Source organism: Tsukamurella tyrosinosolvens, assembly GCF_900104775.1.
Classification (GTDB): domain Bacteria; phylum Actinomycetota; class Actinomycetes; order Mycobacteriales; family Mycobacteriaceae; genus Tsukamurella; species Tsukamurella tyrosinosolvens.
Genome location: NZ_FNSA01000003.1, coordinates 648,138 through 661,267, shown reverse-complemented (window position 1 = coordinate 661,267; position 13,130 = coordinate 648,138). Strand labels below are relative to the sequence as shown.

14 protein-coding genes are annotated in these 13,130 nt (G+C 71.5%); 6 read left to right on the top strand and 8 right to left on the bottom strand.

Annotated features, from left to right (window positions below; translation table 11 throughout):
- Nucleotides 1-25 precede the first annotated feature (25 nt).
- Complete coding sequence (gene cds1, locus BLW32_RS04590; RefSeq protein ID WP_068740806.1) at nt 26-1,126, bottom strand: L-cysteine desulfhydrase Cds1; 1,101 nt, start codon at nt 1,124-1,126, stop codon at nt 26-28.
- The gene (locus BLW32_RS04585; RefSeq protein ID WP_068523883.1) at nt 1,123-1,422 is read right to left on the bottom strand and encodes a DUF4229 domain-containing protein; all 300 of its coding nucleotides are present in this window, start codon (nt 1,420-1,422) and stop codon (nt 1,123-1,125) included. The genes cds1 and BLW32_RS04585 overlap by 4 nt, the downstream gene beginning before the upstream one ends.
- A 177-nt stretch (nt 1,423-1,599) precedes the next feature.
- Here BLW32_RS04585 and BLW32_RS04580 point away from each other — a divergent pair, with 177 nt between their 5' ends.
- Complete coding sequence (locus BLW32_RS04580) at nt 1,600-1,761, top strand: BldC family transcriptional regulator (protein ID WP_074850913.1); 162 nt, start codon at nt 1,600-1,602, stop codon at nt 1,759-1,761.
- 82 nt (nt 1,762-1,843) lie between these two features.
- On the opposite strand, the gene ccsB is transcribed toward BLW32_RS04580, so the two are convergent.
- The 6 genes from ccsB to hemL are packed head-to-tail and all read right to left on the bottom strand — an operon-like array spanning nt 1,844 to nt 7,774.
- On the bottom strand, nt 1,844-2,842 hold the full coding sequence (gene ccsB / locus BLW32_RS04575; RefSeq protein WP_068523879.1) for a c-type cytochrome biogenesis protein CcsB: 999 nt from the start codon (nt 2,840-2,842) through the stop codon (nt 1,844-1,846).
- A 2-nt stretch (nt 2,843-2,844) separates the two neighbouring features.
- A complete protein-coding gene (gene resB / locus BLW32_RS04570) occupies nt 2,845-4,437 on the bottom strand; it encodes a cytochrome c biogenesis protein ResB (RefSeq protein ID WP_068740805.1) in 1,593 nt (530 codons plus the stop codon).
- Nucleotides 4,437-5,222: a cytochrome c biogenesis CcdA family protein gene (locus BLW32_RS04565; protein ID WP_068523875.1), complete on the bottom strand. Its 786-nt coding sequence runs from the start codon at nt 5,220-5,222 to the stop codon at nt 4,437-4,439. The genes resB and BLW32_RS04565 overlap by 1 nt, the downstream gene beginning before the upstream one ends.
- On the bottom strand, nt 5,222-5,812 hold the full coding sequence (locus BLW32_RS04560; protein WP_068523873.1) for a TlpA family protein disulfide reductase: 591 nt from the start codon (nt 5,810-5,812) through the stop codon (nt 5,222-5,224). The genes BLW32_RS04565 and BLW32_RS04560 overlap by 1 nt, the downstream gene beginning before the upstream one ends.
- A complete protein-coding gene (locus BLW32_RS04555) occupies nt 5,809-6,438 on the bottom strand; it encodes a histidine phosphatase family protein (protein ID WP_068523871.1) in 630 nt (209 codons plus the stop codon). Before BLW32_RS04555 ends, BLW32_RS04560 begins: the two co-directional genes overlap by 4 nt.
- A gap of 10 nt (nt 6,439-6,448) precedes the next feature.
- Nucleotides 6,449-7,774, bottom strand: coding sequence for a glutamate-1-semialdehyde 2,1-aminomutase (gene hemL / locus BLW32_RS04550; RefSeq protein ID WP_068740804.1), 1,326 nt, complete (start codon nt 7,772-7,774; stop codon nt 6,449-6,451).
- A 125-nt stretch (nt 7,775-7,899) separates the two neighbouring features.
- On the opposite strand from hemL, the gene BLW32_RS04545 reads away from it, so the two are divergent.
- From BLW32_RS04545 to BLW32_RS04525, 5 genes are all read left to right on the top strand, one after another.
- Entirely contained in the window at nt 7,900-8,103 is a 204-nt protein-coding gene (locus tag BLW32_RS04545; RefSeq protein WP_068523867.1) for a ribbon-helix-helix protein, CopG family, read from the top strand.
- Entirely contained in the window at nt 8,100-8,525 is a 426-nt protein-coding gene (locus BLW32_RS04540) for a type II toxin-antitoxin system death-on-curing family toxin (protein WP_074850356.1), read from the top strand. Before BLW32_RS04545 ends, BLW32_RS04540 begins: the two co-directional genes overlap by 4 nt.
- 11 nt (nt 8,526-8,536) lie before the next feature.
- The gene (locus tag BLW32_RS04535) at nt 8,537-9,955 is read left to right on the top strand and encodes a WS/DGAT/MGAT family O-acyltransferase (RefSeq protein WP_068740803.1); all 1,419 of its coding nucleotides are present in this window, start codon (nt 8,537-8,539) and stop codon (nt 9,953-9,955) included.
- Between the two features lie 2 nt (nt 9,956-9,957).
- A complete protein-coding gene (locus tag BLW32_RS04530) occupies nt 9,958-11,448 on the top strand; it encodes a carboxylesterase/lipase family protein (RefSeq protein WP_068740802.1) in 1,491 nt (496 codons plus the stop codon).
- 101 nt (nt 11,449-11,549) lie between these two features.
- A complete protein-coding gene (locus tag BLW32_RS04525) occupies nt 11,550-13,124 on the top strand; it encodes an alkaline phosphatase D family protein (RefSeq protein WP_068740801.1) in 1,575 nt (524 codons plus the stop codon).
- Nucleotides 13,125-13,130: the final 6 nt, after the last annotated feature.

Below are 13,130 nucleotides of genomic sequence, written 5' to 3'. Positions count from 1 at the left end.
GACCGCGGGCGGCGGACCGTCGGCCCTACTCCCGCCAGGACCCGTCGGCGAGGAAGCGCTCGACGGTCAGCGTGGGCGGGATGAGGTCGAAGCCGCTCGACGTCACCCAGGCGTCGTCGAAGTAGGTGTCGAGGTAGCGGTCACCGTCGTCGGCGAGGAGGGTGACGACGCTGCCCGACCGGCCGGCCTGCAGCATCTCGGCGATCACGCCGAACGCGCCCCACAGGTTGGTGCCGGTGGAGCCGCCCACGCGCCGTCCGAGCATCGAGGAGGCGATGCGCGCCGCGGCGATCGACCCCGCATCGGGGACGCCGACCATGCGGTCGACGATCTCCGGGATGAACGACGGCTCCACGCGCGGCCGGCCGATGCCCTCGATGCGGGAGGACCGCCCCGTCTGCACCGTGCAGTCGCCGGCGACGTAGCCGGGCAGGAAGCTGGAGTTCTCCGGGTCCACGACGCACAGGCGGGTCGCGTGCCGGCGGTAGCGGATGTAGCGGCCGATGGTCGCCGACGTACCGCCGGTGCCCGCCCCGACCACGATCCAGGCCGGCTCCGGATGCTCCTCGAGCGAGAGCTGGGAGAAGATCGACTCGGCGATGTTGTTGTTGCCGCGCCAGTCCGTCGCGCACTCGGCGTGCGTGAACTGGTCCATGTAATGGCCGCCGCGCTCGTCGGCGAGCCGCGCGGCCTCGGTGTACACCTCGTCGGCGCGGTCCACGAAGTGACAGGTGCCGCCCTCGCGCTCGATGAGCGCCACCTTCGCGGGCGACGTCGACTTCGTCATGACCGCGACGAAGGGCAGGCCCAGCAGCTTCGCGAAGTAGGCCTCGGACACCGCGGTGGAGCCCGACGAGGCCTCGATCACCGTCGTGCCCTCGCGCACCCACCCGTTGCACAGGGAGTACAGGAACAGGGACCGGGCCAGACGGTGCTTGAGGCTGCCCGTGATGTGGGTGGTCTCGTCCTTGAGGTACAGGTCGATCCCCGCGTCCCGCGCCCACTCCCCCAGCGGGAAGCGCAGGAGGTGCGTGTCGGCGCTGCGGCGCGCGTCGGCCTCGATCAGCCGGACGGCGTTGTCGACCCAGGACCGGTCCGCGGACCGGTCGTGGACGATGGTCGTCACTCGTCCACGCCCTGCAGCCGCCGCCGGAAGTCGTCGCGCTTCGCCTTGCGCGCCTCGTCGATCACGGCGGCGCTCTCGTTGACGCGCGTGCGGAGCTTCTTACCGAGCACCATCGACAGCGGCAGCGAGACCACGAGCGCGAAGAGGAAGACGGGAACGGGCGGCACCTCGTCGAGGACGAGGTACCCGATCCCGTAGAGCACCGCGAAGACGGCGACGACGAGTCCCAGGCGGAACAGCGTATAGAAAAAAATGTCGCGAGCCAGGGCCTTCTTGGCCGCACCCGTATCGGTCATGACCAAGAGCCTACTCCCCGTCCGAAATGCGACTTTACCAATTCTTGGCACTCGGATAGAGGTTCGAGTACTCGGGCAAATCGCTGCATACTGGGCATCATGACCACGGCACACCCGAACCTCGCCCAGCGCGCAGCGGACCCCCGGGCCGCTGCTCCCCGTCAGCCCGAGCGCCTCATGACCCCAGGCCAGGTGGCCGCGTTGTTCAACGTGAACCCCAAGACGGTCACCCGGTGGGCCGGTGCGGGCCTCCTCGGCTCCGTCCGGACGCCCGGCGGGCACCGTCGCTTCCGCGCATCGGAAGTCTTTGCTTTGCTGAACCAGAACACCACGGCGTAGTCCCGAACGGCGAAGGGCGCCGCTCCACCGAGATCCTCGGCGGTGCGGCGCCCTTTCGCGTACGCGGGTACCCGGCGCGGACTCAGCCTGCGTAGGAGTGCAGGCTGCCCGTCGCGAAGTAGTTGATGATGAACAGGTTGAAGACGATCACGGCGAAGCCGAGCAGGTTCAGGTAGGGCGCGGCCTTGCGCCACACCGACGTCGCGCGCGCGTGCAGGTACGCGGCGTAGAGGACCCACGCGATGAACGAGGTGGTCTCCTTCGGGTCCCAGCCCCAGGGCCGGCCCCACGCCGCCTCGGCCCAGACCGCGCCGCAGATGACGCCCGCGCTGAACAGGGGGAACGCGACGATCACGGTGCCGTACGCCACGCGGTCGAGCACCTGCGTGGACGGGATGGCCTGCAGCAGCCGCCCGCCGACACCGGAGGTGACGGTGACGGAACCGTCGGGCAGCTCGAACCGGCGGCGGATCAGGTACAGCAGGCTGGCGACGCCGGACACCAGGAAGATGCCGGCACCGATCGACACGATCGAGACGTGGATCGCGAGCCAGTACGACTTCAGGGAGGGCACCACGGGACCGGCGGTCGTGTACAGCACGCCCTCGGCGACGAACATGAAGATCAGGATCGGGACGAGCACGAAGCCGAGGATCGGGCGGGCCTCGGGCTTGCGCAGCAGCACCAGCGAGGCGAGGACCGCGCCCGCGCACATGATCGACATGAACTCGTACATGTTGCCCCAGGGCATGCGGCCCGTGGCGACGCCGCGCAGCACGATCGAGGTGACGTGCACGAGCAGCCCCGCGACCACGAGGGCGTAGCCCATGCGGCCGATCCGCTCGGACTTCGTGCGACGGGGGCCGTCGTCGAGGACCCGGCCCGGGGTGGAGTCGGTGGCGATCGGGCCGCCGCCTGCGGCGACGAGCTCCCGCTTGCGGTCGCGGGCGGCGGTCGCGTCCACGCGCGACGTCGCGAGCTCGATGACCATCAGGACCAGCGCGAGCGCGTAGATCCCTGTCGCGCTGGTGAACAGCACGTCGGCGAAGTTCGCCAGGTCGACGTTGGTCTCGGTTCCCATGGTCACGCCACTTTCTCACCGTCGGGACCGACCAGGCGGTCGGCCAATGCTTCGAAGTCCTCGGTCCAACCGGCCTGGTCGGTGCGGGCCAGCCCGGCGATCTCCATCACGGTACCGCCGCCCTCGCGCGGGGTCAGCCGCACGAACACCCGCCGGCGCCGCACCGTGAGCGAGACGATGAGCCCGCCCAGCATCCCGATCGCGAAGACCAGCGTCCAGTTCTGCGCCGGGTTGTGGCTGACCTGCAGGGCCGCGAAGTTGGTGACGCCGTCGAACCGCACCTGGGTGCCGTCCTCGATCGTCGTCGACTGTCCGACGGACAGGTTCACGCGGGCCTTCTTCGACAGCCGGCCGGAATCGATCTGGTCGCGGCTGAGCGAGAAGATGTTCTGCGGCTTGCCGGTGTCGAGGCCGGTGTCGCCCTCGTAGATGTCCACCGCGACGGCCGGATCGTTCGGTGCGGGGAACCGCGAGGTGAGCAGCGTCCCGTCGAGCTGCTTGGTGGGGGCGAGCAGCCCCTCGATCCCGATCTGCTTGGTGCGCCGCTCGTCCTCGGTGCGGTAAAGCTCGGCGGGCGGGTCGAAGCGCAGCGCGCCCGAGGAGAGGAAGTTGATCTTGTCCTGCGGCGCGAACTGCATGGTCTGCGTGCGAACGGCGCCGTTCGGGTAGGTCACCGTGAACGTGCCGGCGTAGCCGTGGCCGAGCATGTAGATGCGCACGCCGTCCATGCGGAGCGGCTTGTTCACCTCGATGTCGTACTTCTTCCAGGTGTCGTCGCGCAGGCCCTCGCCGTCCTGGTACGACGCCAGCGTCCGGAACATGTCCGGCTGGGCGTTCGGCAGGAAGGTGGCCTGCACCTCGTCGGCCTTGAGGCAGAAGGGCGCGAGCCCGGTCCCGTCGACGAGGTTGCCGGCGCGGAAGTTGTCGTAGTTCGACGAGGTGTTGCAGAAACCGTCGTCGCCGGCGATGACGATGCGCGAGCCCTCGTAGGAGAACTGCTGGCCCACGCCGATCGCGATGAGGATGCCCACCAGCGAGATGTGGAAGATCAGGTTGCCCGCCTCGCGCAGGTAGCCCTTCTCGGCGGAGACGGTGACGGTGCCCTCGGCCTCGTTCGCCCCGCCGGGCCGGGCGATCTTGCGCCAGCCGCGCAGGCCGGCGAGCACCGTCTGCGCGGCGGCCTCGGGATCCTCGTCGCTCTCGCGGGTGGTGTGCCGCGGCAGGCGCGACAGGTTGCGCGGGGTCGCGACGGGCGGCGTCCGCAGGGCGCGGAAGTGCTCGACGGTGCGCGGGAGGATGCAGCCGACGAGCGAGACGAACAGCAGCGCGTAGATGGACGTGAACCACACCGACTTGAAGACGCCGAAGAACTGGAGCTTGTCCATGATCTCGCCGAGCGTGCCGTGGTCGTCGATCCACTTCGCGGTGGCGGCGGAGTCGACGTCGCGCTGCGGCAGCAGCGCGCCGGGCATGGCGGCGACGGCCAGCAGGAACAGCAGCACGAGTGCGGTCTTCATCGACGTGAGCGAGCGCCACGTGTTGCGGACCGCGGCGAGGGCGCGCCGGAGCGTGGACTGCTTGACGGGGGTAGTCATCAGATCGGCATCACTGTGTTGGAGACGAAGAGGCGGCGGACGAGGTCGATGAACTCGGCCCAGTAGCCGGTGACCAGGGCGACGCCGACGGCGATCATCAGCACGCCGCCGAAGACCTGGATGCGGCGCGAGTTGCGGCGCAGCCACCCGACGGCGCGGACGGCCACCGTCGACCCGAGGGCCAGGACGATGAAGGGCAGCCCGAGCCCGGCGCAGTAGGCGACGATGAGGATCGCGCCGCGGGCGGGTTCGGCGTCGGTGCCGACGACGATGGACAGGATCCCGGCGAGCGTGGGGCCGATGCACGGGGTCCAGCCGAGCGCGAAGACGCCGCCGAGCAGCGGCGCGCCCGCGAGGGTGGTCCACTGCCGCGGCGCGAACCGGACGTCGCGCTCGAGCAGGGGGACCAGGCCGATGAAGGCGAGGCCCATGACGATGGTGACGACGCCGCCGATCCGCATGAGGGTGTCGGCGTTGAGCCGGATCGACGTGGCGAGCCCGAAGACCGACATCGTCATCAGCAGGAAGACGGCGGTGAAGCCGGCGACGAAGAGGATCGCGGCGCCCATGACGCGCCAGCGGCCCGCCCGCGCGCCGGCCTTCGCCTCGTCGACGGTGGCGGCCGGAGCCTCGGCCCCGACGAGCCCTGCGAGGTACGACAGGTAGCCCGGCACGAGCGGGACGATGCACGGCGAGGCGAAGGAGACGAGCCCGGCGAGCAGGCACGCGCCGAGCGCGAGCAGCAGCGGGCCCGAGACGGCCGCGGTGGCGAAGGCCTCTCCCATCAGCCCTCCCCCAGGACCTTCTCGATCGTCGCGGTGAGTTCCTTCTCGCCGACGGTCGTGAGGTAGGAGGCGGCCACGCGGTGCTGCCGGTCGAGCACGAAGGTCATCGGCACGACGGTGGTCGGGTACTCCTCGCCGATGGCCAGAAGGGTCTTGCCGGGCGGGTCGTAGATCGACGGGTAGGTCAGGCCCTGCGAGCCGATGAAGTCGCGGGCGGCGTCGTCTCCGGCGGTCTCGCGGACGTTGATGCCGAGGAACTGCACGCCCTTGTCCTTCGTGGCGAGGAACGTGCGCTCGAGCTCGGGGGATTCGATGCGGCACGGCGCGCACCAGCTGCCCCAGACGTTGACGACGACGACCTTGCCCGCGTAGTCGGAGAGCTTCAGCGTGGTGTTCGGATCGGTCACGCTGCGCCCGGACAGGTTCTCGACGGTGCTGCGCTGCCCGGGCTCGTAGAACTGCCGGACCTTGCCGCCGGGGGCGATCACGCCGCCCTTGCTGGCCTGGTCGGAGAGCTGGACGCAGCCGGACGTGCCGAAGGCGACCGCGCCGGCGATCAGGAGGGCGGCGGCGCGGCGGGCGAGCGTCACGCGCCGCGCACCAGCGGGTCGGTGGCGCCCGCCGGCTCGGAGTACACGAGGTCCACGAGCTCGTCGCCGTCGTAGACGAGGCTGGTGAGCGAGGCGAGGGAGCACTGCCGGTTGCGCGGGTCGTGCCAGAGCCGCTTGCCCTCGAGGTGGCGGCGCAGGGTCACGACGGGCAGCTGGTGGCTCACGAGCACGGCCTCGTGGCCGCGGGCCCGCTCACGCGCGATGTCGACGACGCCGACCATGCGGTGCGCGATCTGCAGGTAGGGCTCGCCCCACGACGGGGTGAAGGGGTCGCGCAGCTTGGCCCAGTGCTTGGGCTGGCGCAGCGCGCCGTCGCCGACGGCCACCTTGAGGCCCTCGAACTGGTTGCCCGCCTCGATGAGCTCCTCGTCGGTGATGATCGGCAGCCCGTGGGAGGCGGCGATGGGGGTCGCGGTCTCCTGGGCGCGCTGCAGCGGCGAGGCGAAGACGGCGGTGATGTCGTGGTCGGCGAGGGCGTCGGCCACCGTCTGCGCCTGGGCGCGGCCCGTGTCGGACAGGCGGAACCCGGGCAGGCGCCCGTAGAGGATGCCGTCGGGGTTGTGCACCTCGCCGTGCCGCATGACGTGCACGATCGTCTGGGTCATCTGGGGTCTCCTACTGCGTCGCCGCGGCGGCCGCGCGGGCGGCGGCGGGCAGTGCCGCCTCGATGGATGCGAAGTCGTCGTCGCTGAGCGCGGCGGAGACGAACCACGCCTCGAAGGCGCTGGGCGGCGGGTAGATCCCCTGCTCGAGCAGGGCGTGGAAGAAGGGCGCGAAGCGGAAGGTCTCGGCGGCCTTGGCCTGCGCGTAGTCGGCGACGGGGCCGTCGGTGAAGAAGACGGAGACGAGGTTGCCGGCGTACTGGACGTGGTGCCGCACGCCCTCCGCGGTGAGGGCGTCGCCGATGAGCCCGCCGAGGCGGATCGAGTTGGCGTTGAGCTTGGCGTACACCTCGTCGGTGGCGTTCTGCAGCGTCGCGAGGCCCGCGGCGACGGCGACGGGGTTCCCGGACAGGGTGCCCGCCTGGTAGACGGGGCCGAGCGGCGCGAGATGGCCCATGACCTCGGCCGAGCCGCCGAAGGCCGCGGCGGGCAGACCGCCCGACATGACCTTGCCGAAGGTGAACAGGTCGGCGTCCACGGGGGCGAGGCCGTACCAGCCGGCCTTGCTGACGCGGAAGCCCGTCATGACCTCGTCGAGGATGAGGAGGGCACCGTCGGCGCGGGTGATCTCGCGCAGGCCCTCGTTGAAGCCCGGGAGCGGCGGGACGGCGCCCATGTTCCCGGCGGCGGCCTCGGTGATGACGGCGGCGATCTGCCCGGGGTACTGGGCGAAGGCCTCGCGCACGGCGGCGAGGTCGTTGTAGGGCAGGACGACGGTGTCGGCCGCCTGCGCGCCCGTCACGCCGGGGCTCGTGGGCAGGCCCAGCGTGGCGACGCCGGAGCCGGCGTCGGCGAGCAGCGCGTCGACGTGGCCGTGGTAGCAGCCGGCGAACTTGATGATCTTGGCGCGGCCGGTGACGCCGCGGGCCAGCCGCACGGCGCTCATGGTGGCCTCGGTGCCGGAGTTGACCAGCCGCACCCGCTCGACGGGCGCGACGCGGGCGATGATCTCCTCGGCGAGCGCGACCTCGGCCTCGGTGGGGGCGCCGAAGCTCAGGCCCGTGGTCGCGGCGCGCTGCACGGCCTCGACGACGGCGGGGTGGGCGTGGCCCAGGATCATCGGGCCCCAGCTGGAGACCAGGTCGACGTAGGTGTTGCCGTCCGCGTCGGTGAGCTGCGAGCCCGCGGCGCTGGTGATGAACCGCGGGGTGCCGCCGACGGCCGAGAAGGCGCGCACCGGGGAGTTCACCCCGCCGGGGATGGAGCGGGCCGCGCGCTCGAAGAGGGCCGCGCTGGCCGGGGCCGCTGTGTCGCTACCGGGGGCGATGGGGGAACTCACGACCTCCAGTCTCCCAAACGAGGGCAAGTCGTCAACTACAGGGTGTAGGAGTTCCGCGGAATCCGCCCCGTCGGGCGGTTCGAAAGGCGATACCACTTCGATACCACCGCGCGTATCGTCGGGGTATGGCCATGACCCTCCGCCTCACCGACGATGACGACGCCGCCCTCTCCGCGCTCGCCGCGGCGGAGGGCGTGAGCAAGCAGGAGGCCGCGCTCCGCGCGATCCGCGAGAAGTCCGCGCGCCTGGACCGCGACTCCGAAGTCCGTCGGCTCACGCGGGACGCGGTCGCGCGGTACGGCCCGCTGCTCGACCGGCTCGCGCAGTGACGGTCCACCTCGATCTGGAACTCCTGCTCACCATCATCGACCAAGCCGGGTTGCCCGGCGTTCGGGACCACGGCCTTCTGGAGTCGGCCGCGCTGCGTCCGCAGACCTCGGTGTTCGGCGACGACGCGTACCCGACGCTCGACGAGCAGGCCGCCGCACTCATGGAGTCGATCGTCCGCAACCACCCGCTCGTCGACGGGAACAAGCGGCTCGGCTGGCTCGCGACGGTCGTCTTCTACGGCCTCAACGGCGTGCCGCTCGACGCCCCGGAGGACCCCGCCTACGACCTCGTCATCGCCGTCGCCGAGGGCCGGATCGACTACCACGCCGGCGCCCGCCTGCTGGCGTCATGGACCACGTCGCAGTGGCCGCACCCTATAGTGAAACAGGTTCCACTTCCGGGGCCGCGCCGCGCACGGTAGGAGTTAGAGCCATGGAACGACTCAGCGGACTGGACGCCTCCTTCCTGTACCTCGAGTCCCGCTCCCAACTGATGCACGTCAGCGGGCTGCTCGAGCTGGACCCCGGCACCGTCGAGGGCGGCTACCGGTTCGAGGACCTGCGCAGCGAGCTCGCGCGGCGCATCACGGCGATGCCGGCGTTCCGGCGCAAGCTGCACGACTCGGTGGCGAACCTGGACCATCCGGTGTGGGTGGAGGACGAGTCCTTCGACATCGAGGCGCACGTGCACCGCATCGCGGTCCCCGCTCCCGGCGGCGAGCAGGAGCTCGCGGACCTGTGCGCGCACATCGCGGGCCAGGCACTGGACCGCAGCAAGCCGCTGTGGGAGATGTGGGTCATCGAGGGCCTGGCCGACGGGCGGATCGCGATCATGATGCGCATGCACCACGCGGGCGTCGACGGCGTGACCGGCGCCGGCCTCATGGCCCAGCTGTGCTCCCTGACCCCCGAGCCGCCCGCGCTCGACCCGTCGATGGTGGACAAGTCGACGGGCGGCGCTCCCCTGCTCGCGCTCGCCGCCGACGGCGCGAAGAACGTCCTGCTCCGGCCGCTGTCACTGGTCTCGCTGCTGCCCCGCACCGTCCCCGTGCCCGTCCGCTGGTGGACCCGCTCGCGCCGGGGCGCGGCCATGCCCGCCCCGTTCAGCGCGCCCCGCACCTCGCTCAACAGCTCGATCACCGGCCACCGCGCCATCGCCTTCGCCTCGGTGCCGCTGGCCGACGTCAAGAAGATCAAGGACCACTTCGGCGTCAAGGTCAACGACGTGGTGCTGGCGGCCTGCTCCGGCGCGATGCGCGAGTTCCTGCACGACCGCGGCGAGCTCCCCGAGCAGCCGCTGGTGGCGATGATCCCCGTCTCAGTGCACGAGGCCGAGATCGGCGCGACGCTCACCGAGGGCACCAACAAGGTCACGGGCATGTTCACGCGGATGACCACGGACATCGACACCCCCGTCGCGCGCCTGGAGGCGATCCGCGAGCGGGTCGCGACGTCGAAGGAACACCACGGCGAGCTCGACGACAACCTGCTCCGCTCCTGGGCGCAGTTCGCGCCGGCGTCGATCATGCAGCTCGGCGCCCGGCTCTACGGCGACAACAACCTGCCCGAGCTGCACCCCGTGATCTACAACCTCGTGATCTCCAACGTGCCGGGCCCCGACATCCCCCTGTACTTCCTGGGCGCGCGGATCCACTCGATGTACCCGCTGGGCCCGGTCTTCCACGGCGCGGGCCTCAACGTGACGGTCTTCTCGCAGGAGGGCACACTGAACATCGGTGTGATCGCCTGCAAGAAGCAGGTGCCCGACCCGTGGCCGATCGTCCGCGCCTTCGAGCGCGACATGGCGGCGCTGGTCGCGGCCGTCGACGCGGCGGGCACCGAGGAAGGCTGAGCATGACCGACGGTCCGCGCGTGCGCATCGACAGCGGCGAGATCTCCGGCCGCGACCAGGGGACGGTGCACGCCTACCGCGGCATCCCGTACGCGCAGCCGCCCGTCGGGCCGCTGCGCTACCGGGCGCCGCGGCCGGTGGAGCCCTGGGACGGGGTCCGCGCGGCGACGGAGTTCAGCGCCGCGGCACCGCAGAACAAGAAGTACACGCTGGTCGGCTTCCGCGAGTACCAGCCGACCAGCGAGGATTCGCTGACCCTCAACGTGGTCGCCCCGGCGCGGGAGGCCACGACGCCGCGCCCGGTGATGGTGTTCATCCACGGCGGTGCGTATCTCATGGGCAGCTCGGCGACGCCGCTGTACTACGGGAATTCGCTGGTCGAGCGGGGCGACGTCGTCTTCGTCTCGATCAACTACCGCCTCGGCGCCCTGGGCTACCTGGACCTGACGGACTTCTCCACCGCCGAGCGCCCGATCGACGGGAACCTCGGCCTGCGCGATCAGGTCGCGGCGCTGGAGTGGGTGCACCGCAACATCGCGGCCTTCGGCGGCGACCCCGACAACGTCACCATCTTCGGCGAGAGCGCGGGCGGCAACGCCGTCACCACGCTGCTCGCGACGCCCGCCGCGCGGGGCCTGTTCCACCGCGCCATCGCGCAGAGCTCGGCCCCCGAGCTCACCGTCGACGCGGTCACCGCGCGCGGCTGGGGCAAGCGCTTCGTCGAGATCGTCGGCGGCCCCGAGCACATCGACACCGCCACCTCCGAGGAGCTCGGCCGCGCCGGCAACCGGCTCATGGGCGAGCTCAACCGGGAGCAGCTGGGCGTGGTCCCCTTCGGCCCCACGGTCGACGGTGACTACCTCCCGGAGGATCCGGAGGTCGCCATCGCGGCCGGACGGGGCGCGCAGGTGCCGCTCATCATCGGCACGAACCGCACCGAGGCCACGCTGTTCACGAAGATGCCCGGCATGGGCAAGCCGTCGGCCGAGCGGGCGGCGCACACCGTCGGCGGCACGCCGGAGGCCTTCGCCGCGCTGTCCGTGGCGTACCCCGGCTTCCCGGACGTCGCCTCGCTGAACCGGATCATCGGCGACTTCATGTTCTGGGCGCCTTCGCTGCGGATCGCGCAGGCGCACGCCAAGCACGCGCCGACGTACTTCTACCGCTACGACTTCTCCCCGAAGACCCTGGATCTGTTGGGCTACGGCGCGACCCACGCCTCCGAGCTGATGGCGGTGTTCGGCGTCTACCACGGCACGACGGGGTGGGTCCTCGGCGCGCTCGGCGACCGCCGCATCGCGATGCGGGTCTCCGACGGCATGCAGCGCGACTGGATCACGTTCGCCCGCACCGGCCGTCCCGCCGGCGAGTGGCCGACGTACAACGGCACCTCGCGCGCGACGCTGGTGATCGACGACCGCAACCGCATCGTCTACGACCCCTCCCCCGAGATCCGCCGCGCCTGGGACGGCTTCGAGGCCGCCCGCCGCTGAGCCCTGCCGCGGCGAGCCCGGCGCAGCCCCCGGGCGACGCGTTCACCGGGTGCTCATGTCGGCGACGTGCCCGCGTCACCCCGGGAGGGCACGGTGCAGGCATGCCCTCACCGTTCGTTTCCCGTCGTACCTTCCTCCTCGGCGCCGCGGGCGCGGCGGCGCTCGCGGGCGCCGGCTGCGCCCCGGGCGGCGATCCCGCCCCGGGCGCCTCGTCCAGCGCGACGCCACGCGGCGATCTGTTCGCGCTCGGCGTCGCCTCGGGCGATCCCACGCCCGACGGTGCCGTGCTCTGGACCCGGCTCGCGCGCGATCCGCTGGCCGACGACGGCATGGGCGGCATCCCGGCGCGGGCGTTCCCCGTGCAGTGGGAGGTGGCCGAGGACGAGCGGTTCACGAAGGTCGTGCAGCGCGGCGATGCGACCGCGGCGCCCGAGGCCGGCCACAGCGTGCACGTCGAGCTGGCGGGCCTGCGCCCCGGCCGGGAGTACTTCTACCGCTTCCGCGCCGAGGGCGCGCTGTCGCAGACCGGGCGCACGCACACCACGCCGGAGCCCGGGTCGATGACGCCGCTCGCGATGGCTTTCGCGAGCTGCTCGCAGTACGAGCACGGCTACTTCACCGCGTACCGGCACCTCGCGGAGGAGCGCCCGCACCTGATCCTGCACCTCGGCGACTACCAGTACGAGTACGAGGCCGGCGGCTACGAGCTCAAGACCGGGAACGTGCGCGACCACCGCGGCCCGGAGACCGTCACGCTGGCGAACTACCGGCAGCGGTACGCGCAGTACAAGTCCGATCCCGACTTGCAGCTCGCGCACGCCGCCGCGCCGTGGGTGGCCGTGTGGGACGACCACGAGGTCGACAACAACTGGGCCGGCGAGGTCTACGAGAAGCCCGAGAAGCCGCAGCCCGACTTCCTGGAGCGCCGCCGCGCGGCGTTCCAGGCGTACTACGAGAACATGCCGCTGCGCCGCGCGCAGGTGCCGAACGGGCTGTCACTGCGCCTGTTCCGCCGCGTGCAGTGGGGCGACCTCGCCACCTTCCACATGCTGGACACCCGGCAGTACCGCGACGACCAGGTGGGCAACGACAAGGTGCCCGCCACCGACCCCGAGAACCGGAATCCCGCGCGCAGCCTCACCGGCGCCGAACAGGAGCGGTGGCTGCTCGACGGGCTGCACGCCTCGCGGGCGCGCTGGGACGTGCTGGGGCAGCAGGTGATGTTCGCCCCCATCGACTACGACCCCACCGAGGCCGCCGGGTACAACCCCGACGCCTGGGACGGGTACGTCGGCTCGCGCGACCGGGTGATGGACGGCTGGCAGGCGGCGGGCACGCGCAATCCGGTGGTGCTCACGGGCGACGTGCACACGCACTACGCCAACGACATCCGGCGCGGCGACGCCGTGGTGGCCTCCGAGCTGACGGCCACGTCGATCACCAGCGGCGGCGACGGCTCCGCGGAGCACAGCGAGAAGGAGAAGGCGCAGCTGCGCGACAACCCCCACATCCGGCTGCTGCGCAACCAGCGCGGCTACATCAGCACCCGGATCACGCCCGAGTCCATTCGCGCGGATTACCGTGTGCTGCCGTACGTCTCGAAGCCCGGGGCACCGGTGGAGACCGCGGCGTCGTTCGACATCCGCGACGGGGTGCGCGGCCTGCAGCAGGTCTGACCGGCC